Source organism: Fusobacteriaceae bacterium (assembly GCA_031272775.1).
Lineage (GTDB): Bacteria > Fusobacteriota > Fusobacteriia > Fusobacteriales > Fusobacteriaceae > JAISST01.
The window spans coordinates 30,476-53,182 of sequence record JAISTB010000033.1 but is presented as its reverse complement, the minus strand read 5'-3'; the positions used below and the strand labels follow the sequence as shown (position 1 = coordinate 53,182).

The 22,707-nt window shown below is 54.1% G+C and carries 17 protein-coding genes and 4 tRNA genes; 2 read left to right on the top strand and 19 right to left on the bottom strand.

What is annotated here, in order from left to right; genetic code table 11:
- The 19 genes from tuf to LBQ97_07760 all read right to left on the bottom strand — a co-directional run.
- Positions 1-239 (bottom strand): elongation factor Tu (gene tuf / locus LBQ97_07850; GenBank protein MDR1832621.1); only part of this gene is annotated, 239 nt, incomplete at its 3' end.
- Between the two features lie 154 nt (positions 240-393).
- Positions 394-478: transfer RNA gene (locus tag LBQ97_07845), tRNA-Tyr, on the bottom strand.
- Between the two features lie 23 nt (positions 479-501).
- Positions 502-576, bottom strand: a tRNA-Glu gene (locus LBQ97_07840).
- 143 nt (positions 577-719) lie between these two features.
- Positions 720-1,802 carry a cell division FtsZ family protein gene (locus LBQ97_07835; protein ID MDR1832620.1) on the bottom strand — a complete coding sequence of 361 codons (1,083 nt, stop codon included), beginning with the start codon at positions 1,800-1,802 and terminating at the stop codon, positions 720-722.
- Between the two features lie 53 nt (positions 1,803-1,855).
- The gene (locus LBQ97_07830) at positions 1,856-2,695 is read right to left on the bottom strand and encodes a radical SAM protein (GenBank protein ID MDR1832619.1); all 840 of its coding nucleotides are present in this window, start codon (positions 2,693-2,695) and stop codon (positions 1,856-1,858) included.
- Between the two features lie 60 nt (positions 2,696-2,755).
- Positions 2,756-2,829 (bottom strand) — tRNA-Cys (locus LBQ97_07825).
- A 19-nt stretch (positions 2,830-2,848) separates the two neighbouring features.
- Positions 2,849-2,924: transfer RNA gene (locus LBQ97_07820), tRNA-Val, on the bottom strand.
- Between the two features lie 123 nt (positions 2,925-3,047).
- Positions 3,048-3,956, bottom strand: a complete 909-nt coding sequence (locus LBQ97_07815) for an ATPase (protein ID MDR1832618.1) — start codon at positions 3,954-3,956, stop codon at positions 3,048-3,050.
- Positions 3,956-4,981, bottom strand: a complete 1,026-nt coding sequence (locus LBQ97_07810) for a rod shape-determining protein (protein ID MDR1832617.1) — start codon at positions 4,979-4,981, stop codon at positions 3,956-3,958. The genes LBQ97_07815 and LBQ97_07810 overlap by 1 nt, the downstream gene beginning before the upstream one ends.
- Positions 4,978-5,373: a Mini-ribonuclease 3-like protein gene (locus LBQ97_07805; GenBank protein MDR1832616.1), complete on the bottom strand. Its 396-nt coding sequence runs from the start codon at positions 5,371-5,373 to the stop codon at positions 4,978-4,980. Before LBQ97_07805 ends, LBQ97_07810 begins: the two co-directional genes overlap by 4 nt.
- Positions 5,361-6,785 carry a cysteine--tRNA ligase gene (gene cysS / locus LBQ97_07800; protein MDR1832615.1) on the bottom strand — a complete coding sequence of 475 codons (1,425 nt, stop codon included), beginning with the start codon at positions 6,783-6,785 and terminating at the stop codon, positions 5,361-5,363. The genes LBQ97_07805 and cysS overlap by 13 nt, the downstream gene beginning before the upstream one ends.
- Before the next feature lie 84 nt (positions 6,786-6,869).
- On the bottom strand, positions 6,870-8,288 hold the full coding sequence (locus tag LBQ97_07795; protein MDR1832614.1) for a hypothetical protein: 1,419 nt from the start codon (positions 8,286-8,288) through the stop codon (positions 6,870-6,872).
- 16 nt (positions 8,289-8,304) lie between these two features.
- The gene (gene ispD / locus LBQ97_07790; GenBank protein ID MDR1832613.1) at positions 8,305-9,018 is read right to left on the bottom strand and encodes a 2-C-methyl-D-erythritol 4-phosphate cytidylyltransferase; all 714 of its coding nucleotides are present in this window, start codon (positions 9,016-9,018) and stop codon (positions 8,305-8,307) included.
- Positions 8,994-11,327, bottom strand: coding sequence for an endonuclease MutS2 (locus LBQ97_07785; GenBank protein ID MDR1832612.1), 2,334 nt, complete (start codon positions 11,325-11,327; stop codon positions 8,994-8,996). The genes ispD and LBQ97_07785 overlap by 25 nt, the downstream gene beginning before the upstream one ends.
- A gap of 120 nt (positions 11,328-11,447) precedes the next feature.
- Entirely contained in the window at positions 11,448-13,472 is a 2,025-nt protein-coding gene (locus LBQ97_07780) for an autotransporter outer membrane beta-barrel domain-containing protein (protein MDR1832611.1), read from the bottom strand.
- A gap of 242 nt (positions 13,473-13,714) precedes the next feature.
- Positions 13,715-17,041: a hypothetical protein gene (locus LBQ97_07775; protein ID MDR1832610.1), complete on the bottom strand. Its 3,327-nt coding sequence runs from the start codon at positions 17,039-17,041 to the stop codon at positions 13,715-13,717.
- A gap of 362 nt (positions 17,042-17,403) precedes the next feature.
- Complete coding sequence (locus tag LBQ97_07770) at positions 17,404-18,255, bottom strand: aldo/keto reductase (GenBank protein ID MDR1832609.1); 852 nt, start codon at positions 18,253-18,255, stop codon at positions 17,404-17,406.
- 35 nt (positions 18,256-18,290) lie between these two features.
- Positions 18,291-19,019 carry an NAD-dependent protein deacylase gene (locus LBQ97_07765; protein MDR1832608.1) on the bottom strand — a complete coding sequence of 243 codons (729 nt, stop codon included), beginning with the start codon at positions 19,017-19,019 and terminating at the stop codon, positions 18,291-18,293.
- 19 nt (positions 19,020-19,038) lie between these two features.
- On the bottom strand, positions 19,039-19,776 hold the full coding sequence (locus LBQ97_07760; protein MDR1832607.1) for a hypothetical protein: 738 nt from the start codon (positions 19,774-19,776) through the stop codon (positions 19,039-19,041).
- 317 nt (positions 19,777-20,093) lie between these two features.
- Here LBQ97_07760 and LBQ97_07755 point away from each other — a divergent pair, with 317 nt between their 5' ends.
- Both LBQ97_07755 and LBQ97_07750 read left to right on the top strand, forming a co-directional pair.
- Positions 20,094-21,614 carry a sugar ABC transporter ATP-binding protein gene (locus tag LBQ97_07755; protein MDR1832606.1) on the top strand — a complete coding sequence of 507 codons (1,521 nt, stop codon included), beginning with the start codon at positions 20,094-20,096 and terminating at the stop codon, positions 21,612-21,614.
- Positions 21,607-22,671: an ABC transporter permease gene (locus LBQ97_07750; GenBank protein MDR1832605.1), complete on the top strand. Its 1,065-nt coding sequence runs from the start codon at positions 21,607-21,609 to the stop codon at positions 22,669-22,671. The genes LBQ97_07755 and LBQ97_07750 overlap by 8 nt, the downstream gene beginning before the upstream one ends.
- Positions 22,672-22,707: the final 36 nt, after the last annotated feature.

Below are 22,707 nucleotides of genomic sequence, written 5' to 3'. Positions count from 1 at the left end.
GCGTAATGCCGCTTGTCCGTTTCGTACTCGATGTGGGCGGTATTGATCGTGATGCCCCGTTCTTTTTCTTCGGGGGCCGCGTCGATGCTGTCAAATTCGACTTTTTTATTGTGCTTGGGGTCCTTTTCGGAAAGTACTTTGGAGATCGCCGCCGTCAGCGTCGTCTTTCCGTGGTCGACGTGGCCGATTGTCCCTATGTTTACATGCGGTTTCGTTCTTTCAAATTTCTCTTTTGCCATTCAAATGTACCTCCTATAAATTAAATTTTTAAATTTCCACCGTATTCTCAAACGCATATACTTAATATATACAACTTTTCAGCTTTTTTTTCCACTTTTTTTTGAAAATTTTTAAAAAAAATCCCATACACGTGCATGGTCCGGAAAATTTGGATGGTGGTGAGGGAAGGATTCGAACCTTCGAAGGCAGAGCCGTCAGATTTACAGTCTGATCCCTTTGGCCGCTCGGGAACCTCACCATGTGATCTCTATATTGTTTTGTTGGTAGTCCCAAGGGGAATCGAACCCCTGTCTCCAGAGTGAAAATCTGATGTCCTAACCCCTGAACGATGGGACCGTAAGCGCGTAACGACACTGCCGGGCCGGACACATCCCCTTTCGTATGACCGGAAACATCACCGGATAAGCGAACGCGACAAGACACAAGATTTATAATACATTATTTTTCGCTATTTGTCAACCCTTTTTTTGTTTTGCGCCCTATCCTTTTATCCAGTCGGGAATCTTGATTTTTCCGGATCCTTTCGGCTTTCCCGGGCCGGAATTATCTCTGTCTTCCGCGATTTTTCCCTCGTCGGCGGGTTTGACGGATTTTTGCGTCTTCCCGAAAAAGGAAAGCCCGGGTTCTTTTTTTTCATAGGTCGCGATCAGGATGATCCGGATCCCGTCCCCGACGCTCTTGTCTTCGGTCACGCCGTTGACGATCTCTTCGAGCATGGGGCCGGCTGCGTCCCGGATCAATTCCTTGATCAGATCGATTTCCTGAAGTTCCAGGCTCTCGTTGGCGTAGATGTTGAGCAACGCCTTTTTCGCGCCGTAGAGCCGTTGGTCGTTGATCGTGAAGTTGAGCGCGTTGTAAAAAGCCTCTTTCGCCCGGTCGTAGCCGTTCCCTTCCCCGTAGAGGAAAAGGGCGTCGCCCGCGTTTTTCAGGATAAATTCCACGTCTTTCATGTCGACGGTCAGCGTCCGCGGCAGCGTCAGAAGATCGAAGAAATTTCCGATACATTTCCGGATCATGCCGTTCGCCTTATCAAAGGCGTCTTCGAGCTTGCAGGGGATGTTGAACAGACGGAACAATTGGTCGTTCCGGATGAGGAGCGTGGCGTCGGCGTATTTTCGCGCCATGCCCAGGGCCGATTTGGCAATGCTCCGACGAACAGGTCCCTCAAAGGAAAAGGGTTCGACGAGGATCGCGAACGTCAGAATCCCCATTTGCCGCGCGAGACGGATGATCACCGGGGCCGCGCCCGATCCCGTCGATCCGCCCAGGCCCGCCACGAGAAAAAGCAGATCCGTTTGCTTCAAAAATCCGGCCGCGATCTCTTCCCGCGCCTCCATGGCCTTGACGCAGACGTTGGCGTTTTCCTTGGGCACGTCCCCGAAGTTGAGACACTCTCCGATAGCCAGCTTTTCGTTGGCGATCAGCCCTTCTTCAAAGTCGTCAGACGCGCAATCCACGGCCATGTATTTTACGTTGAAGGGGGTACTGCCCCGTTCCCGCAGGATTCTCGCGCCGGCGCCGCCCACCGATATGATTTTGATCTGTAATATGCCGCCGATCATGAACTTCACTCCCGTAGTCCCTGTTTTCTTTCTTTACGCCCTGCTCGCCCGGATCAGTCGGAGGTCTTGAAAATTTTTTTGAATTCGTCCTCCCCGTATTCCCGCTTGTCCCGCATATTTTTCACCAGCTCGGCGTCGGGCGCGATTTTTTCCGCAAGCTCCCTGACTTCCCCGATGATTTCTATCTTTTCGGCCGCATAGCCGAGGGAAATGATTTTTTCCCGAATGCGCTTCATGACGCCTGGGCTTGCGGGCGCGACCCAGTCCTCGGCCCCCGCCCGGGCCAGCGTGTTGAGCTGCCATTTCGTGATCCGGAGCGTCTTCACAAAGGCCGTCAGATCCGCGATTTCTTCATCGCCGTCGTTCAGCCCTTCGATGATAAAGGTTTCGAGGTAAATTTCCCCCGGAAAAGCCCCGCAAAAGGCCCGTAAATTATCCGTAAAAGCCGTCAGATCCGTTTCCGCGCCGCGACAGATCCGGTCAAAGGTCTCTTTGCGAACGCTGTTGATTTTCGTAAGGATGAGATCCGCCGCCATAAGGTCCTCCCGGACTGCCGGATCCGAAAAGAGGAGTCCGTTTGTGATGACCGCGGTCTTGACGCGGTCGTCTTGCCTGAGATCCCGCAGGATCCCGCCGAGGCTCAGGGACAGCGTCGGTTCCCCCGCGCCGGAAAATGTGACGTAATTGGGCCGGAAGGCCGCCAGCGCCTCCTTCAGTTCTTTTTTTACTTCCGCGGGATCTTTGAACACCCCCCGCGTCAACGTGAGTTTCTCCGTCTTTCCGCATTCGCAAAAAACGCAGTCGAGATTACAGGTCTTGGCCGTGACCAAATCCACGCCCAGTGATACCCCCAGGCGCCTCGAGGGCACGGGGCCGAACAGATGCCGATACATAAAAGCCTCCCGTATAGAGAAAAAAAGCACCTATCAAAATAGCTGCCGAAAAAAACTTTTTGGAGGCGACGACCAGATTTGAACTGGTGATGGAGATTTTGCAGACCTCTGCCTTACCACTTGGCTACGTCGCCCCGTTATCAAAATAATGGATGGTGGTCGCTATAGGACTCGAACCTATGACCCTCTGCTTGTAAGGCAGACGCTCTCCCAACTGAGCTAAGCGACCGCATGACTCCTTTGCCTTATTATGATACCTTATTTTTTAAAATAAATCAACAGTTATTTTTGATATTTCTGATTATTCCGGTAAACTTCCGCGAAAATTGGGGATTTTCGCGCAGAAAAAATTTCAGTTTGTAAAAATCTGCATGAGGGCCAGCTTCATATTGACCGGAAAACGCAACATGGCTTTGACCTCCAGCCGGGCTTCAAGTCCCTCGGCATAGCTCTGGGCATAGACGGCGTAGCGGATCAGCTCTTTCAGAAGTTCGCGGTTGTTGCTGTTTTTCGCGATATCTTCCGTAAATTGAAGCTTGTCCTTCAGCGTCAGGTAGGGACGGTTGTCCAAAAAACTCCGGATGGCCTTATAGATACAGACTTTGCTGAAAAAATCGTTCTCTTCGGCGTATTTTCGCAGATACACGCCGATCTTGTCGTAGGGGATGTCCTGGGCGAGATTGATTTCCGATTGCTTCCAGGCCGCGATATCGGCGCTGGCGCCCAGGAAAAACCGGTATATGGGTTCGGGGACGTCCAGTTCCTCCGCCGACAACTCCGGAATCCGGACAATGGCGCAGCGGGACTTGATCGTCGGCAGGATATTGAGCGTATCGCTCAAAAGAATATAAAAACAATGGGGATAGGGTTCCTCGATCAGTTTCAGCAGCGCGTTTGCCGCGTATTTATTGATATTTCCGACGTCCTTCAGGATGAAAATCTTGTTTTTCCCCTCAAAGGAGGTCACCGAAGACTTCTGTATCATTTCCCGGACGGCGTCAACCTTGATTCCCGTCGGATCCTCGACCACCTCGAGGTCGCTGTAGACCCCGTGGTTGATCTTGCGGCACGTGGGACATTCGTCACAAAAATCGCCTTTCATCGTGTCACAGCAAAGGCCCTTTGCCAGGACCAGCGCGCTCTTGAAGGCCTGATCCCTGTCCTTTCCGTAAAAGAGCCACGTTCCGAAGGTTCTCCCTGATTTGAGCTCGTTTTTCAAAATATTCCGCAGGCTTTCGCTTGCGATGGCGTCATTGATCATCAGCGTACTGCCTTGTCGATTTTTTTCAGTTTGTCCAGCAGATCAAGGGCCATCCCCGCGCCGCGCACAACGCTTTCCAGAGGAGCTTCGGCCAGTCGTACCGGAAGGTTGGTGTAGGTCGATATCATCTTGGGGAAATTGCGCACGAGAGAGCCGCCGCCGGTCATGACGATGCCGTTGTCGACGATATCCGAGGCGAGCTCGGGGGGCGCCTGCTCCAGTACGGATTTGACGCATTCCACGATCTGCATCAGGGATTCCATCATGGCTTCCCGCACCTCTTCGGAGCTGATCGTAACCGGTTTCGGAAGGCCCATAATCAAATCCCGTCCTTTGATGATCATCTGCTCTTCCTCTTCGAGGGGAATGGCCGATCCGATTTTGATCTTGATGTCTTCGGCCATGCGCTCGCCGATAGCCAGATTATGGGTCTTTTTCACATATTTGACGATGTCGTTGTCAAAATTGTTGCCCGCGGTCCGGATGGTCCTGCAGACGACGGTATTGCCCAGCGAAAGGATCGCGACGTCTGTGGAACCGCCGCCGATATCGATGATCATATTTCCTTCGGGCGCCGAGATATCGAGGCCCGCGCCCAGAGCCGCCGCCCGGCCTTCCTCGATCAGATAGGCCGTCTTGGCGCCCGCGTTTATGGCCGCTTCCAGAACCGCGCGTTTTTCCACGTCCGTCACGTCGATGGGCACGCAAAGCATGATTTCAGGCAGGAAGAAATGATATTTTCCGAAAACTTTCGTGATGAAATGCTTGATCATGGCTTCGGTAATGTCGTAATCGGCGATCACGCCTTCGCTCAGGGGTTTCACCGCCACAATGGATCCCGGGGTCTTGCCGATCATCTCTTTCGCTTCGTTTCCCACGGCGAGCACCTTTTTCGTCTCCCGCTCGATGGCCACCACCGAGGGTTCGTTCAGGATGATCTTTTTGTGTTTTTTGCTGTAAATCAGTGTGTTGGCTGTCCCCAGGTCGATCCCGATGCTCCTGTTTGACATAAACGGAAAATTCATTGCGTTTCCTCCTCTGCGAATTTTTTGACGATCTCCCCGATCATCGCGGTTTTTCCATTGATATACAGACTTGCGATCACGGCCTCGAATGCCGTGGCTTCCCGATATTCCAGCTGTGTGCAGGAACGGGGATATGTCTTGATATTGGCGTTTTTTCCTTTTCTTCCGTACTCCCGCCATTGGGGCGCCAGCTCAGGGAGCATCCGGCGGTAGAGCGCGCTTTGCTTTTTCGCGTTGACCAGGGCCTTGACCTTTCGGTTCAGGGTCCTTACATTTAGACTCCTCGCGACGTAATATTTTCTGACAAATAATTCCCAGACGGCGTCGCCCACATAGGCAAGGGAAATCCCGCTGATTTCATTGCCGGCGAGAAGTTTCGCTAAATCGTCCATGTGGTCTTGTCCTTGCCGTCTTTGATTTTGACGCCCAATTTTTCGAGGCCGTCACGGATTTTGTCCGAAGCGCCCCAGTCTTTTCTTGCTCTGGCGTCCTGCCGCACTTCGAGCAAAAGCTCCACAAGGTCCGCCGTCAGATCGCCCGAAGCGTGTTTTTCCAGCTTCAACCGGACGCCCAGGACCTCTTCCAGGATTTTTTTGAGGTAAGCGGCGGTATCCGCAAGGACTTCCAGACCCGCGGCGTTTATTTTCTCCGTGCTTGTGGCGCGGTTGAGGGAGCGGATCAGTTCAAAGATGACGCCCAGACCCTGGGCCGTATTGAAATCCTCGTCCATGGCCTCTTTGAATTTTTCTTCGTATGTCTCGAGGTCTTTCCGCAACTCCGCCAGGTCTCCGCCTTCGGGGGCCGGCCCCGAGCCGATCTTGTCGTAAGCCGTCGTCAGGGCGTTTTCGATACGCTCGAGGGCGATTTTCGTCTGATCCAGCTCTTTGTCGGAAAAATCCACGATCTTCCGGTAGTGGGAACTGAGGATGAACAGCCGCAAGACATTGCCGTCGTAATGTTTCAGGATATCCCGCAGCAGCTTGAAATTCCCGAGGGACTTGGACATTTTTTCCCCGTCGATGTTGATGTAGCGGTTGTGCATCCAATAGCGCGCGAATTCCCCGCCCACAGAGCATCTGGACTGGGCGATTTCATTCTCATGATGGGGGAAGATCAGATCCTCGCCGCCGCCGTGGATGTCAAAGGTCTTGCCGAGATAGCGGCCCGACATGGCCGAGCATTCGATGTGCCAGCCCGGACGCCCCTTTCCCCAGGGCGAATCCCAGCAGGGTTCCCCTTCCTTGGCCTTCTTCCAGAGCGCGAAATCCAGCGGGTCCTCTTTTTGCTCGTTGACGTCAATTCTGACGCCGTTCAGGAGATCTTCCGTGTTTTTCTTCGATAAGGCGCCGTAGTCGCCGTAACTCTTGACGCGGAAATAGACGTCGCCGTCAACGGCGTAGGCATGGCCTTTTTTGACGAGCTCTTCGACGATTTCGATCATCTCGGGAATATTCTCGGTGGCCTTGGGCCGGATCATGCCCTCTTCCTTGAGATTGAGCTTCGCGGTGTCTTCAAAATAGGCGGCAATGTATTTGTCGGCCACTTCTTTGAGACTCGTGTGTTCTTCGTTGGCCCGCTTGATCATCTTGTCGTCCACGTCGGTAAAATTCTGGACATAGTTGACCTTGTATCCACTGTATTCAAACCAGCGCCGCACCGTATCAAAGAATATGGCCGGACGCGCATTTCCCACGTGAATATAGTTGTAGACCGTGGGCCCGCAGACATACATGGAGACTTCGCCGGCCTTTACCGGCACGAATTCATCCAGATTTCCGGTCAGGGTATTGTGTATCTTTATCATAACATCCTCCGTTTTTTTCTTGAATCGCTTATAGTATCATTATATGCTTACTTTGTCCCGATTGTCAACTGTTTCCCTTTTGTTTTACGGATTTTTCTTTTTCAGGGCCCCGAGCTCCCGCGCATACGCTTCGAGAGTACAGGAAGCCTTGATTTCCACGCGGTTCCCCGATCCTTTGCCGCTGATTTCCGGAAACATCCGGAGCGCTTCCCAACCGTCCTCCAAAAATGGCGTCAAAAGGGAAGTCGCGATTCTCGCTGAGAAGAATTGCTTTTTGAGTACGGGGATCAGCGTTTCCGCCGTGGGTTCCGCAGGCGACGGAAGCATATTCAGCGCCGAAATTTTCACGTTTACAATCTTTTTGGCGGCGTCCACGGTTAGCGCGTCCCCTCCGACCTTCAGTTTCCCCGTCAGTTTGCCGGCGCGGTCCGTATCCTTCAGCGCCGCGGAGAGCGTGCGCTCGTCGGGGGAAAAGAGGATTTCCCGGTCGATATTGGCCAGTTCCTTTGCGATCGAAACGCCGCTCAGCAGTTCGATAAAAAAGAGCGCCTCCTTGGTGGAATTATTGACCCGATAGGGGCCCGAGAGCATACGCGCGGCTTTTTCGGGATCGTCCCCGAGTTCCGTCAGGACATCGTAGGTCATGAGGATGGCCTCGATATCGGAAAAATTTCGGAGCGAAAGATAGATCCAGCTCGTCCCCTTGAGCTTCGTGAGTTTTCTTTCGTCGGAAGAATCGTAAAAGGGGGAGACGATCTCCCGGTCAAAGAGCAGCAAGGCTTCCGCCGTAAACGTCAAGGCCCCGGCGTCCAGGGTCGCCGCCGCCATATCGAGTCCGAGGGCGTTTTCCCCGGGAAAATCATAGACCGCCGTCACGAACTTTTTTTCCTGTTCCGTGATCAGACTCCTGATCCGCTCGCACTTTTGATCTTCAAGGATAACCATGGGGTCTTTTTTCCGTTCGCCGCTCCTGACCTTATCCCGCCGTTCGGGTTTTTTCTGAAAATAGGCGATGTCTTCGGCCTCCTGTCCCACAAAAATGAGCCCGTTGGCAAAATTGCAGCGGAGCGTCCTCAGGAAGGCCGCTTGATCCCCCGCTTCGGCGAGAAATTCCTCCTTCAGCCTGTAGACGCCCTTTTCCCCGTCGAGGAAGGTCTTGAGCCTCATGAGCAGCGGATAATAATACAGGCCGGGATCCGCCACAAGGATGGGGATATCCTTTTTTGCCGCCGTCCCGTCGAGGATAAACCAGAGTTTTTTTATATATTTTTTATTTTGTTCCAGGGCATCGAAATCTTCGGCGCTGAGTTCCGGAAACACCGCTTCCGCAAAGGGCCGGATTTCCGCGAAGTTCTTCTTTTTTACGCCTTCCATGGCGACGATGGCCTTTGTGGTCAGGTCCACATAGTCCGAAGGCGCGTTTTTGATCTTGAAGCGCCAGCCGAAAAAGGCGATTCCCGTCGCCCCGATCAGCGAGATAAGCCTGCGCAATACTTTTTTCATGTATTTTCCCTTCTTTTCAGGTTCTGTCGAGATACCGGAGATCTTCTTCGGTCGTAATTTTCACGTTGTCGTAATCCCCCGGGAGGATTCTGACGCGGCCGCCCGCCGCCTCCACGAGCTGAGCGTCGTCCGTGGACATCCGGCCCTGACGGGCCGCTTCGTCATAGGCCCGCTTCAATATTCCCCAACGGAAGACCTGGGGCGTATTGGCCGCAAAAAGTCTTTTCCGCTCGGGCGTATTTACGATAAATCCCGCCTCATCAACGATTTTGATCGTATCCTTGACGGGGACGCCGACCACGAGGCCGTCCAGCGTCTCATCGGCCTCCAGAGCCGCCGCGCATTCCGTAATGTATTTTTCCTTGCAAAAGATCCTGACGCCGTCCTGGATAAAGATCAGCGTCCCGGGATCGGGATCATAGCTTTCCAGGGCCTCAAGGGTCTTCCGGATGGACTCCTGCCGTTCGCTTCCGCCGGGGACAACTGCCCGCAGCTTCGTAATGCCTTCGGCCGCGCAGAGGTCCCGGATTTTTTCCACGTACGCTCCGGGGGAAATCACGAAAATGGCGTCGACGACCGCGCATTTTTCGGCGCAGAGAGTGGGCCAGAGGAAGAGCGCCTTTCCGCCGTGGGTGAGGAATTGCTTGGGGAAGCCCGCGCCCATGCGCGTGCCAGCCCCCGCCGCCGCCACTACGAAAACGACTTTCATTTGAGCGTGGCTACCGTGCATCCCAATCCCCCCTCGTTCTGGTTGCCGATCCGAAATTCGCTGACATAGGGACAGGCCTTGAGGTATTTCAAAATCCCCTCCCGGAGCGCGCCGGTTCCTTTGCCGTGGATGATATAGACCTCGTTGTAGGAATTCATGACGGCCCGGTCGAGATAATTCTCGATCTCATAGACCGCCTCGTCCACCATTTTCCCGCGGACGTCGATCTCGTTCCGGACCCGGGTCTGGATCCGGGCCATGGGGATGAATTTCTTTTTCTTTTCCTCCTTGAGCGCCTTGATGTCGGACAGGGGAACTTCCAGCTTGAGGATCCCCGCCTGGACCTGGGCCGATTCCCGGGCGGCGTTGATCTTGATCACGACGCCCGATTGGGCGAGACTTTCGATAAAGATCTTGTCTCCGGCCTGATAGGGAATTTTCGCTTCGGGCGTTTTTTTCCTGACGACGTTTTTTTCTTTTTCCTGTAAAATCGCGTTTCGGAGGAGATTGAGATTTTTCTGAACGCTTTTCAAGTCTTCCTTGCGGTTTTCCTCGCGCCGGATATTTTCGATCATGGCGTTGGCCCGGGCCTGGGTTTCCTTGACCATCCGCTCGGATTTTTCGTAGGCTTCTTTGAGAATTTCGTTCTTTTCTTTTTCGAGGGTTCGGAGTTTTTCCTCGTAGTCTTCCTTTTCCCGCTGGGCCTCGTCTTTAAGAAAGGTGATCCGCGCCCTCAAGGTGTCCAGCTCTTCGGATTTATCGCGGATATTTTTAATCATGATTTCAACTTTTTTGTTGTCGTCGCTGATATAACCCCGGGCCCTTTCGATGACGCTTTCGGCTACGCCCAGGCGTCTGGCGATCGTGAGGGCGTTGCTCTCGCCCGGGATCCCCATGAGGAGCCGGTAGGTGGGGGAAAGGGTATTGACGTCAAATTCCATGGACGCCGTCTCGATTTCAGGATCGTTGTACCCGTAGGCCTTGACCTGGCTGTAATGGGTCGTGATCACCGAGCGGCACTTCTTTTCCTTGAAAAAATCAATGGCCGCCATGGCAAAGGCCGAGCCTTCGATGGGGTCCGTGCCCGAGCCCAGTTCGTCCAGAAGAACAAGGGACGTCCGCGTCACGTTTTCGAAGATCTCCTGAATATTTTTGAGATGGGCCGAAAAGGACGAGAGGGACTGCTCTATGCTCTGCTCGTCGCCGATATCGGCGTAAATGGATCCGAAAAAGCCCACGCTGGTCTCTTCGGCGGCCGGGACGGGGATGGCGGAAAGGGCCATCAGGGTCAAAAGCCCCGCGGTTTTGAGCGCCACGGTCTTGCCGCCGGTGTTCGGGCCCGTGATCAAAAGCGTCGTATAGGTTTTTCCGATCTCAAAGCTGAGCGGGACGACCCGGTCGGCCGGGATAAAGGGATGGCGCGCGGCCGCAAGGGAGAGGATCTCGCGGTTGTTGATTTTGGGGATCACGCATTTTCCCGCGCTCGCGAAAAGCGCCCGGGCGTTCAGCGTATCGAGGTAGAGGATCGCTTCCCCGGCTTTATCGACTTCTTCCCGGCGGCTTCGGACGAGATCCGTCAAGCGCAGCAGGATTTTTTTGATCTCTTCTTTTTCGCGGGTTTCAAATTCCCGCATTTTATTGTTGAGGGAAACGATGGACATGGGCTCGATAAAGACCGTCTGTCCGCTCGAGGAACGGTCATGTTCAATTCCCTTGATCAGGCCCTTGAAATCCATCTTGACCGGAACGACGCTCCTGCCGTCCCGTTCGGTCACAATCCTCTCCTGAAAGGCGTTGGCGAACTGGGGCTGCTCAAAAAGCTCGTCAAATTTTTTCCGGATGCTTGCCGCCAAGGCCTTTTTTCCGATCCGGATATCCCGAAGATCCAGAGACGCCTCGTCCCGGATCTCCTTGTTGTTGTCGATGGCGTTGTTGACGGCGTCCTCGATGACCCGCAACGCCGGCATATCCCGGAAGCGCTCTTTCAAGGCCTTGTATTTTTCGAGGTCGTCGAGGCGGTTCTTGAAAAGCCTCAGCATTCTCAGATTTACGTTGATGTCCCACAGGTCCCCGGGTTCGAAATACGTTCCGATGAGCCGGGTCTTTTCCGTAAGGGCCGGAATATCTTTCATCCCGGCGCTTTCAAAGCCGCCGTCCCAAGTCACGAAGTCGATAAAATCCCTCAGGATGTCAAGCTCCCGGTTCAGGAGGTTGATGTCTTTGAAGGGGCTCAGGTTGATGATTTTATCCTGATTGCTTTCAATCGCCGCGTATTGGGCGAGATCTTCGCGCAGGCGGTCAAATTCCAGCACTTTATAGCTGTGTTCCATAGATTCTTCATCCCGTTTGTAAGGTTACCCCTATTATATCATGAGACACGCTTTTTTGCGAAGATATTTTTTGGAACATCTGAAAGCCCGCCGCGGATTGTTCCACGGCGGGCTTTCTTGTTAAAACTTATAGCTGAATCCGGCGCCGCCCGTTATGCCTTCGCGCCTTCCGGCGTAGGCCTGCACGCCCAATTCAATGGTCAGGTTGTCTTTATTTCCCGCTTTGATCTGAATGCCCGCGTCGGCCACAAACGTCGTTCCCTTGAGCGTGGGCGGATCGATCTTGTAGCCGTATACGCTGCCCCGGGCTTTTCCGGAAAATTCCCGCTCCAGGGCGATCCCCGCATAAGGTTTGACCGCCAGTTTTGAGTCTCCGGTTAGTCTCGCGGCTATTCTTGCCCGGTGGGAATCGATCTCTTCATAGGTGATTTTTTCCCCTGTGGTAAGCCGCGTCTCCGCGCCATTCATCCTTGTCCAGTAATAGCCCGCTTTGACGTCCAATGTCGCCGCGCCGGACAGTTTGATCGTCCGTCCCACGGCGCCATGGGCGCTCATATAACCTGTTTCCGCGTGCCAGGCCGCCACGGTTCCCATGGCGTCTTTGAGCGTCAGGCTGTCGTAGTTGACCTTGATCCGGCCGCCCCGAAGGGAGCCTTCAAAATACGTATGGGCGTCGGTTTTGCTTTTGAAATCATAGCGGCCCATGGCCCCCGCGCCGGCGTATTTGGTGTCGCCCGCGCCCTGAACGGGGTCCCTGTCCGCGAAGGTATTCCAGGTATCGTAATTTCCCCTGCCGTACTCAAGGAATACGCCTCCGGTCAAAGCGCTTCCGTCTTCGCCGCTTTTCCCGCCCGCGATGCCGGCGACAACGTTCGTCCCCCGGGTATCGATGTGGGAGCCTGTCTTATGCCGCAGCCGGTTGCCGTTGATTTTGGCGAAGGGGATGCCTCCGGCCATATTTTCGCTTGATCCCGCGGTCGCCGCGTCGTCGATCGCTTCCGCTACCAGGTCGCCGCCCCTGACGAGCTGCGTCATCCCGGCGAGCCAGCCTTCCAACAGCGATTTCAGCTGCGGATTGACCTTGGGAACGACCGGGGTTGGCGAGGCGGGCGTCGGATTCGGTTCCGGCGAAGGCGTCGGATCCGGATCGGGATCCGGCGTCGGGGACGGATCCGGGGCGGGTTCCGGATCAGGTTGGGGATCGGGATCGGGATCCTCTTCCTGATGCAGGGACGCAATCAGTTTTTTTGGATTTTTCGGATCGTCGAAGGTCAGATCATATTGACCGTAATCAAGACTTACCCCCACCCTGGCCGTGACCTGGCTGTCTTTATTGGCGGGAATTCCCGTAATTCCGTATACCGTTTGAATCAGGATAATTTTCTCCCCGGGTTGGAGCCCTCCGTCCTCGCCGGAAAAGAACAACTGTATCGTACTGCCGGAAATATTCGCTTTATCCGTGACCCAAACCATTATTGTCCCGTCTTTGACGGTTCCGGAGAAATAATAATTCAGATTCTGAAAATTGTACAAACCTCCGACTCTGATGTTTTCGCTTCTGATTTCCAGCGTATTGTCCGAAGAAAGGCCGGATCCGCTGCGCCCGCCTCTGAGGTTTCCGACAATGGTGATGTTGCCCTCAAGGGAAACCAAATTTCCGTTGGCGGTTCCCGTGGAGGTAATGGCCCCGAAGAGGTCTTCGTTGATCGTAATATCGCCTTTGAGGATAACGCTGTTGTTGTTTGCCTCTTTGTCGCCCCAGCCGCCGTACAAAGCCACATTGAGGTCCATATCGCCCTCGAGGGTAACCGTGTTCCCGTTGGCGACTCCTTTGGGCGCGTAGCCGCCGTACAGGGAGCCGTTCAATTCCAGCTTGCCTTTGGCGTCAACCGCATTGTCGTTGGCGTTTCCGTTGTCGCTGCTGCCGCCGATAAGCACGCCGTTGACGCGGTAATCCCCGTCGAGGGTAGCCGTAAATCCGTTGGCGTCGCCGTCTGTGACTTTGCCTCCGTACGTGCTCCCGAGATCTTCTCCCGGGGCCGGCGCCGACAGGTAAACTGCCGCGATCAAGCCCATAATTGCCGCTTTTGTGGTCCTTTCTTTTTTCTTCCCATCATTGCGCATTTTCATCCCATGCGTCTTCATGACCCATCACCTCGCATAAATTTCCATTCGTCTGAAATCGGCGGGTTTTTCTCCCAACCCCAAATTTTCCTTTTTTTGTACAACAAAAGGAACCCCTGACAAGTGTTCAAGACCCGGACCCATAGCATATTATACCATATAAATCCTGTTTTGTCAATTGATAGGATAAAAATATAGTATTTATTGACGCCTGCAGCGGAAAATAAAAACCCGCCGCAGAGCGCCCCGCGACGGGTTTCCTTTTAAAATTTATATCCGAATTTGACGCCGCCCGAGATTCCTTTGCGTCTTCCGGCGTGGGCCTGAACGCCCAATTCGATCATCAGGCCGTCTTTTTTCCCCGGCGTAATGAGCAAGCCCGCGTCTCCCACGACCGTCGTTCCTTTGAGGGAAGGCGGATCGATCTTGTAGCCGTAAACGCTGCCTCTGGCTTTCGCGGAAAATTCACGCTCGAGGGCCAGTCCGATATAGGGTTTGACCGCCTTTTTTTCATCTCCGGAGAGTCTCGCGCCGATCTTTACCCGGTGGGAATTGACTCCTTCGAAGTCAATCTTCTCTCCCGTCGTCAGCGTCGCTTCCGTGCTGTTCATCTTTGTCCAGTAATAGCCCGCTTTGATGTCAAGGGTCGCTTCGTTGGAGAATTTGATTACGCGACCCGCAGCCATGTGGGCGCTCATATAGCCCGCGTTTCCGTGATACGCCGCCACGGTTCCCATGGCGTCTTTAAGCGTCCGGCTGTCGTAGTTGATCTTGATCCGGCCGCCCCTGAGGGAGCCCTCCAGATAGGCGTGGGCGTCGGTCTTGCTTTTAAAATTGATCCGCCCGAGGACGCCGCCGCCCGCGTATATGGTGTCGCCCACGCCGTGTATGGCGGCTCTTCCGATAAAGGAATTATACGTATCGTAATTTCCCCTGCCGTACTCGAAGAACACGCCGCCGATGGCGCTGCCGCCTCCCCGGGTGGTTTTCCCTCCGGAGATTCCAGCGATGAGGTTTATGCCCCGGGTGTCGATGTGGGAGCCGGTCTCATGTCGCAGTCGACTTCCGGTGATCTTGGCGAAGGGAATCCAGCCCGTTTTCTTTTGACCGGGTTCGGCGTCCACGGAAAGACCGGATAGCGAATCCGCCGCGAGATCCCCCCCTCTGACGAGTTGAGTCATGCCCGCGAGCCAGCCTTCCATCAGCGATTTCAACTGCGGATTCACGGTCGGCGTCGGGACCGGCGCCGGTTCCACGGGTTTCGGCTTTTCCGGCTCGGGTTCGGGCGCCGGTTCGGGTTCGGGATCTTCGGGGAGCGAGGCGATCAGCTTGTTGTCTTCCGTATAGACGTCAAACTCATATTCGAGGGAAACGCCCAGCGTCGCCTTGGCTTTGTCGTTTTGCGGATCCCCGGAAAGTCCTCCCGTCGACTGTTCCGCGTCGATGAGGATGACTTTGTAGCCTTCCCGGATCGGCGTAGAAGCCCCGAAGAGAGCGAGACTCACATGGGCGCCGTCGATTTCGGCCGTATCCGAGACCGTAATCATGGTCGCGCCGTTGTCGGCCGTCCTGTCCACATGAAAAACCATTTCCTGGAAACCGCCGAGACTTCCGACCGAAATGCCTTTATGTTTTACCGTAAGCGTGTTGTCTGCCGAGAGGACATTGCTGAAGCCGCCGTAAAGCCCCGCGGCAATGGTAATATCGCCGTTGAGGGTCACGCTGTTGCCGCTTGCCTCGCCGGTGGGGGCATAGCCGCCGTAGAGATTTGAGGCGAGATTCATCTCCCCGTCGAGGTTCACGCTGTTGTCCTTTGCGTCTCCTCCCGGAGCGTAGCCGCCGAATACCGACGCGTCCGCCTGCAGCTTGCCGCGGACATCGAGCGTATTGCCTTCGGCGTTGCCCGCGCCGCTGTATGCGCCCATCAGATTCCCGCTGATGACGGCGTCGCCGTTGAGACTGACGCGGTTCTCCATTGCGTCGGCGTTGGCGGAGAGTCCGCCGTAAACGCTTGTGGGCGAATTGTATTCGCCCGCGATGGAAACCTCATTTTCCCTGACGTCGCTACGTGCGGAATACCCGCCGTAAACGCCGCTCGTGACCTCGGTCTTGCCGCTGAGTTCGACTTTGTTTTTCAAAACATCGCCGTATGCGGTGTATCCGCCCATGATATAACCGCCGACGGTCGTTTCCCCCTTGAGGGACACGAGATTTTCCGACACATGGCTGTCATCAGCGGTAGGGGTAGTTTTATAATTCATCCCGCCGTAGATCGTGCCGCCGAATTTGTTTTTCCCTTCGGCCGTCACGCTGTTCTTTTCGACGATGCCCTTCCCAAGGCCGACGGAGGCGTAGCTTCGCCCGCCGTAGACAGTCCCTGTGATTTCGGTATTTCCCCTGAGCTTGACCTCGTTGTTTTGAACGAGTCCCTGATAACTCTGGCCGCCGCTGACGCTACCCGTTACTTTGATCAGCCCCGTATTTTCAGAAAGCGTGACGCGGTTTCCCGAAACTTCCCCGTAGTCTCCCTGCGCGCCGTAAATGTCCCCGGTCAGCTGGCTGGACCCGCTTACCGTGACCTGATTGTTCTTCGCGTCCGCGAACTTGGATTCGGCCCCGAAAATTTTCCCTGCGACAATACTGTCCGCAACGCTTACGCTGTTGTTCCGGACTTCCTGCTGGGCATAGGCCCCGTAGATCAGATCCGCCTTCACATAGCCCGAGCCGTTGACCTGACTGATCGTCACGGTATTGTCAATGCCTCCGGTATTGGTCCCGCCCTTTCCCCCGATAATCGATCCGTAACCGGGTGCCGCGCCGGAGGTATAGGTGACGTCGATCTGAGTCGCGCTTCCGCTGATCGTGACGCTGTTGCGCTCCACATTATTGGCGCCGGTCACGCTGCCTGCGCGTTGACCCACAGTGGCCCCCACGACGCCTGAGTAGGCGCCGCCCTTCGTGTGGTTGATGATGGTCCCGCCGGTAATCGTGACGCTGTTGTCCGTGGCGTAACCCTGTACGACCGTCGCCCCCTGCACCCAGGAGGAAAAGCTCCCGCCGCTGATCGTGACGCGGTTATTGACGGCGTTTCCGCTGCTCATGGAGCGCGCGCCGTCAACGGATTCCAAGATGGTCCCGCCTGAGACCGTGACGCTGTTTCCTGTCATTTCCCCGAGCGTTGTGTCCGCGCCCATGACATGGCTCACTTGCCCGCCTTCAATGACGACGCTGTTGCCGCTGACATCCCGGAGGGCGCTGACGCCGCCCACGTCGGTCATGATCCCGCCTCTGACGTGGACGGTATTCCCGGAGGCCGTTCCGTTGGTGAAAGCGCCGTAGACCTCGCCGACGTTTGCGCCGGGGTCAACCGTTACCGTATTGTCGTTGGGATCCGACGAGTACGTATCGTGGTTTGTCCCGTCATGATTGCCGTAAATATTCGTATTTTCCGCTGTGTTAATGGTTGTGTCCTGTCCCCCTTCGGCGTTTACCCCCATGAACGCCGCCGCTAAAAAACCCATAATTGCCATTTTTTTGCTCAATTTTAATTCCGCGGCGTCGCATCCGCCATGCTTGTGTTTTTTATTCATTTTTCATCACCTCATGTAAGTCCGCTAAGTAAAAAAATGGTGATACAAAACATCACACTACCGCTATTCCGCCTATGTTAATCTGTTTTTCGCCCGATGCGTTTCTCCAAAACGCCATATTTGGTATTATACCATATTTGCAATATTCTGTCAAATAAATTTCTTATAAATTTACGTTATAGACTTCTTCGGAAAACATTGAAAATGGCGATATACAGACGTTTTTTGCATTTGCTTCGAAAGGATCGATACACAAATTTCACATTTATTTGATATTCTCACCTTGGCGACAGTTCTCTTTTTTGTAAACAAAAAGACCCCGGCGGGGTCCTTTCGTCTTTTGCTGATTTTGCTTTATTTTCTCATTTGATCTTGTCAAACCCGTAGGCCATGGTATCGGGATCCGCCCCGAAAATCCGCTTGTCCCGGTTGAGCTCCTTGATTTTGGCGAGATCGTCGTCATCGAGACCGAAGCCGCCCAGATCATAGTTTTCCTTGATCCGTGAAGGCGTCACGGACTTGGGAAGCGGAATATATCCGTTTTGCAGATGCCATTTGAGAATGACCTGAGCGACGGACTTGCCATACTTTGCCGCGATAGCGAGCAATACGGGATTTTCCAGATTTCCCCGCATGAGCGGACTCCAGGCCTCGATCTGAATGCCTTTCCCCCGGCAGTAGGCCACGGTTTCCTCCTGCTGCATCTCCGGATGAAGCTCGATCTGATTCACCATGGGGACAATGGTCGCATGGGGCAACAGTTCTTCGAAATGATGGGGTTTGAAATTGCAGACGCCGATGGCCCGGGCTTTCTTGTCCCGGTAAATCTTTTCGAGGGCCTTCCACGTGTCGATGGTGGTCTCCATGCGCTTCGTGTTGGGCCAGTGGACGAGAAAGAGGTCCACATAGTCGAGCCCCAGACGCGTGAGGGAATTCCCGAATTCCGCCAGCGTCGCGTCATAGCCTTGATTGGCGTTCCAGAGCTTTGTCGTCACGAAGACGTCCGCCCGCTTTTTGTCGGGATTGGCCTCCAGGTAGGCTTTTATCCCCTTTCCCACAAATTCTTCGTTCTTGTAGATCTTGGCCGTATCGATATGGCCGTAGCCGGTCTCAAGGGCCAGTTTTACACAATCCGCGCATTTCTGCGGATCCGTCGATTCCCATGTCCCGAAGCCGATGGCCGGGATCAGGACGTCGTTTGCCAGTCTGAACATCATGATGGTATATCCTCCTTTTTTATTCCTTGCTCTTATTTGGCCTCATTTTCCATGGCTCTGATTTCGTTTACGGCCGCTTCCATGACGTTGGAAAAATTGTCGTGGATCACGAGGGACGCGTCCGCGTCATACTGCGTCGAGTCGGCGTTGATGATTACGAGATTTTTTCCCTCAAAATAACGGATGTAGTAGGCCGCGGGATAGACCGTGAGGCTCGTCCCCGCGATCAGGAGCGTGTCGGCTTTGCGGATTTCCGCAATGGCCTCGGAGGTCACGCGGTCATCAAGCATTTCTCCGTAGAGCGTAACCCGGGGTCGGACGACGCCGCCGCAGTCGCAGGTAAAATTGTGATCGGCTCGTTTGCCGCAGCTGAGGCAGTACCAGTCCTTCAGCGTACCGTGCAGTTCCAGTACCCGGCCGCTCCCGGCGTCCTGATGGAGATTGTCGATATTTTGTGTGATAATGGTCTTGAGTATCCCCATTTTTTCAAGCTCTACCAAGGCGGCGTGGCCTTTGTTGGGTTTGACGTTTTCGATGCTCATTTTTTCGGCCACATATTCGTTGAAGAGCTCCCGGTGGGACACGAAAAAGTCTATGCTCAGGATCTCCTCAGGCCGATACCCGCGCCAGTCGGTCTTGTAGAGGCCGTCCTTCCCGCGGAAATCCTTGATTCCCGAATCTGTGGACGTGCCGGCGCCGCCGAAAAATACGGCATATTTGCTGTTTTTCAAAATTTCCGCGAGTTTCTTGATGTTTTCCATAGCTCCTCCTTGATCAACTTCAGGTCTGAAAATTTCCTTTTTTCGCTTCGTAAAAGGCCTTTTCCTCCCCGCTTGGCCTCACGAGGACAAGGCCCGTCGTTCCGTCCGCGATGAGTTCATCCCCCGAGGCTGTCTCCGCCGCAATCCCCGCGAGTCCCATGACGCAGGGGATCCCCAAAGCCCGGGCCAGAATCGCGCTGTGGGCGATTTTCCCGCCTTTTTCCGTGACAATCCCCGCGATCCGCGCAGGGTCAAGACCGCCCGCCACCGAAGGGGGGAGCTCAAGCGCCACGAGGATCGTATGATCAGGCGCGTCGCTGAAGTCCGGCTCCGGAACGCCCGTCAACTGACGCAAAAGCCCGTCCCTCAGGTCCCTGACGTCGGCCGCCCGCTGCATGGTGCTCTCATCACCCGTCGCCAAAAAAGCCGATTCAAACATGTCGCAAACGCGGATGACCGCTTCTTCGGCCATGCTCCCCGAAGCGATCAGCTGCTCTATGCCGCCCTTGACATAGGGATCGGTCAGCATAAGCGCCTTGGCCGCCACAATTTCCGCTTCCCGGGGGCCCACGATCCGCCTCAGGCGGTCAGCCCCCGTCCGGGCAATCTCCGCGCATGCGCCCATAGCGTCGCGCAGGCGTTTCAGTTCTGAAGCGGCGTCTTTTGCGTTGTACCGATCGTAAGTCAAGGGAGCGGGACGGTAGATCAGGGCTTGTCCGATCCCGATCCCGGCCGATACGCCTTCGCCTTTTCGCATGGGGAACCTCCGGGGTTTGCGCCTCATCCGGCGCGCAAAGTCATTATATTATATTGTACGGGATTTTTGGGCGCTTGTCAATGGAGGGAAAAATAAAATCGACGACCGGGCGCCACCGGGATGAAAAGATTTTTTTCGGTTTTATAAAAAACAAAGTGCCCAAAATACGGGGATTTTGATCTGTATATGAAAATTTTGTAAGTTTTTTTGCCATAAGGAATTGACAAATCTTGTTTTTGGGGTATACTTATAGTGAGAGTAACTTAAATGACTTAACAAAGTAATTTTATGGAGTTTCCCATACGGGAGGTAACACAATGGATGCCGATGTATTGTTGGAAATCAGGGATATCACGAAGCGTTTTCCCGGGACCGTGGCCCTGAACCGCGTCCGGATGAGCGTCAGGAAAGGAGAAATCCACGCCCTCTGCGGCGAAAACGGCGCCGGGAAATCGACGCTGATGAATATCATCGGCGGGGTTTACGCGCCCAGTGAAGGGCACATTTTCTTTGACGGCAGAGAGATCGCTCCAAAAAATCCCCGGGAAGCTCAGGATATGGGGATCGGCTTTGTCCATCAGGAACTTTCTCTGTGCCCGCATCTTTCGGCCGCTGAAAACATCTTTATCGGCAGGCTTCCGGCCAAATGGGACGCTATTGACTTCAAACGCCTCTATGCCGAGGCGGACGAGATTTTGGGACGATTCAACGCCGGTTTTTCCAGCAAGACCATTGTGTCGCAACTGACCGTCAGCGAGCAACAGTTGGTGGAGATCGGCAAATCCATGAGCCTCAACTGCAAACTCTTGATTCTCGACGAGCCCACGTCGTCCCTCACGGACAAGGAGACCGTAAAGCTCTTTGAAGTCGTCCGGAACCTGAAGGAACAAGGGATTTCCGTCCTGTACATTTCCCACCGGATGGCGGAAATTTTTGAGCTTTGTGAAAGGGTCACGGTCTTTAAAGACGGCGGCTATATCTCGACCATGAACGTTACTGAAATCCGTCCCGAAGACGTCATCAAAGCCATGGTGGGGCGGGAACTCAGCGTCCTTTACCCCCCGAAAGCGCAAAATATAGACGACAACAGCCTGATCTTGCAAGTGGAAAAGCTCAATTCCCCCAAATTCCAAAACATCAGTTTCAAGCTGCGCAAAGGAGAAATCCTTGGATTTGCCGGCCTTGTGGGGGCGGGACGCAGCGAGATCATGCGGGGAATCTGCGCCATTGATCCCATAGAGAGCGGGGAAATCCGCCTGAACCATGAAAAAAAATCCTTTAAAAATTATCGAGAAGCCGTAAACGCGGGCTTGTGTTACCTGACCGAAGACCGAAAAAAAACAGGGATCTTTGCGGTCATGCCGATCCTCGACAATATGATCAGCGCCAACCTCAAAGGCGTTTCCAGGGGGATTTGGTTCGATAACGAACTGGCGCGAAAGCTGGTCGACACCTATGTAAAGAGCCTCAACATCAAGATTCCGGGCATGGATTACCTGATTTCAAGCCTTTCCGGAGGCAACCAGCAAAAATGCCTCGTGGGAAAATGGCTTTCGGTCCATCCGCTTGTCCTGATTATGGACGAACCCACAAGGGGCATCGACGTCGGGGCCAAGGCGGAAATCCACAATCTTTTGCGGGAACTGGCCGCGTCGGGGGTAGGCGTCATTATTGTGTCCAGCGAGCTTCCGGAGGTCATCGGGGTCAGCGACCGGGTCGCGGTGATTCATGAGGGAGATTTGATGGGCTTTCTCGAGGGCGACGCGCTCACGGAGGAAAACGTGATGATGCTCGCTTCGGGAAAACGGATGAAACAAGAAGGTGAATTGTATGCGTGAAGCTGAAAAAAAAGGATTCGTCAAGCGGGCTTTGGCCCAGCGGGAATCCACCGTCGCGATCATCATTGTCATTTCCGTCATTGTCGTGAATTTTTTACAACCGAAATTTCTGACCTGGGCAAATTTCAGAAGCATCGCCCAGGCCGTATCCACAGACGGGCTGTTCGCGATCGGCTTGTGTTTTGCTTTGATCCTCGGCGGAATCGAACTTTCCGTAGGCGGCGTTGCGGCCATGACCAGCGTAATCACCGGCTATCTTTGCCTTGCCGGGTGGAGCATCTGGACGGCTTGCCTCGTAGCCATTGCGGCGGGTCTGTTTGTAGGGATTTTCAACGGCTTCATGGTCAGCAAAGTAGGTTTACCGCCTTTCATCGTGACATTGGGTATGATGAATCTCTCCCGCGGCGTGGCTTACATTTTGACGAAAGGGTCGCCCTTGTCGCTTTCGGGTTATCTGCCCAAGGGTTTTCGTTTCCTTGCGACCGGTGATCTCGCGGGAATACCGATGCTTTTCGTCATTTTTGTTATCGTTGCCGTCATTGCGACGATTTTTACGAAAAAATCCAGCGCCTGCCGGAACATCTTTTTTGTGGGGTCCAATGAAAACGCGGCGAGATTTTCCGGAATCAACGTCGACAAAGTCAAAATGGTTGTCTATATTATCGTGGCGCTGCTTTCCACGTTGGCCGGTCTCTTGAGCCTTGCGCGTTTCAACGTGGCGACGCCCGTTTTGAGTAACGGGGCGGAAACAACGGCCATATCGGCCGCAGTCGTTGGAGGAACGGCGTTTACCGGCGGCACCGGCAGCATTATCGGAACATTCCTGGGGATCGTATTGTTGAAAGTCGTCAATTCCGCTTTGGTTATGCTCAATGTTTCCGTGTACTGGCAAAATTTCGTGCAGGGAGCGATTCTTGTCCTCGCCGTGACCATGGACTACCTTTCCCACCGGGAAGGCGGGCTTTTCAAATCGCTCAAATGGGATCGCAAAAAAACGACTGAATTTATCGGCAATATCGCCAAATCCGATCAAAATAAAGAAACGAAGGATGTTTGAGCACGTAGTGATCGTGCTTTCATACATAAAAACTTA

Excerpts from the sequence above, each read along its gene's own strand:
- LBQ97_07765 (MDR1832608.1), bottom strand. The coding sequence starts at position 19,019 with ATGGAAAACATCAAGAAACTCGCGGAAATTTTGAAAAACAGCAAATAT.
- LBQ97_07785 (MDR1832612.1), bottom strand. The coding sequence starts at position 11,327 with ATGGAACACAGCTATAAAGTGCTGGAATTTGACCGCCTGCGCGAAGAT.
- LBQ97_07805 (MDR1832616.1), bottom strand. The coding sequence starts at position 5,373 with ATGGACGATTTAGCGAAACTTCTCGCCGGCAATGAAATCAGCGGGATT.
- LBQ97_07775 (MDR1832610.1), bottom strand. The coding sequence starts at position 17,041 with ATGAATAAAAAACACAAGCATGGCGGATGCGACGCCGCGGAATTAAAA.
- LBQ97_07810 (MDR1832617.1), bottom strand. The coding sequence starts at position 4,981 with ATGAATTTTCCGTTTATGTCAAACAGGAGCATCGGGATCGACCTGGGG.
- LBQ97_07760 (MDR1832607.1), bottom strand. The coding sequence starts at position 19,776 with ATGCGAAAAGGCGAAGGCGTATCGGCCGGGATCGGGATCGGACAAGCC.
- ispD (MDR1832613.1), bottom strand. The coding sequence starts at position 9,018 with ATGCACGGTAGCCACGCTCAAATGAAAGTCGTTTTCGTAGTGGCGGCG.
- LBQ97_07835 (MDR1832620.1), bottom strand. The coding sequence starts at position 1,802 with ATGATCGGCGGCATATTACAGATCAAAATCATATCGGTGGGCGGCGCC.
- LBQ97_07755 (MDR1832606.1), top strand. The coding sequence starts at position 20,094 with ATGGATGCCGATGTATTGTTGGAAATCAGGGATATCACGAAGCGTTTT.
- cysS (MDR1832615.1), bottom strand. The coding sequence starts at position 6,785 with ATGATAAAGATACACAATACCCTGACCGGAAATCTGGATGAATTCGTG.
- LBQ97_07830 (MDR1832619.1), bottom strand. The coding sequence starts at position 2,695 with ATGTATCGGCATCTGTTCGGCCCCGTGCCCTCGAGGCGCCTGGGGGTA.
- LBQ97_07815 (MDR1832618.1), bottom strand. The coding sequence starts at position 3,956 with ATGATCAATGACGCCATCGCAAGCGAAAGCCTGCGGAATATTTTGAAA.
- LBQ97_07780 (MDR1832611.1), bottom strand. The coding sequence starts at position 13,472 with ATGAAGACGCATGGGATGAAAATGCGCAATGATGGGAAGAAAAAAGAA.
- LBQ97_07795 (MDR1832614.1), bottom strand. The coding sequence starts at position 8,288 with ATGAAAAAAGTATTGCGCAGGCTTATCTCGCTGATCGGGGCGACGGGA.
- LBQ97_07750 (MDR1832605.1), top strand. The coding sequence starts at position 21,607 with ATGCGTGAAGCTGAAAAAAAAGGATTCGTCAAGCGGGCTTTGGCCCAG.
- LBQ97_07770 (MDR1832609.1), bottom strand. The coding sequence starts at position 18,255 with ATGTTCAGACTGGCAAACGACGTCCTGATCCCGGCCATCGGCTTCGGG.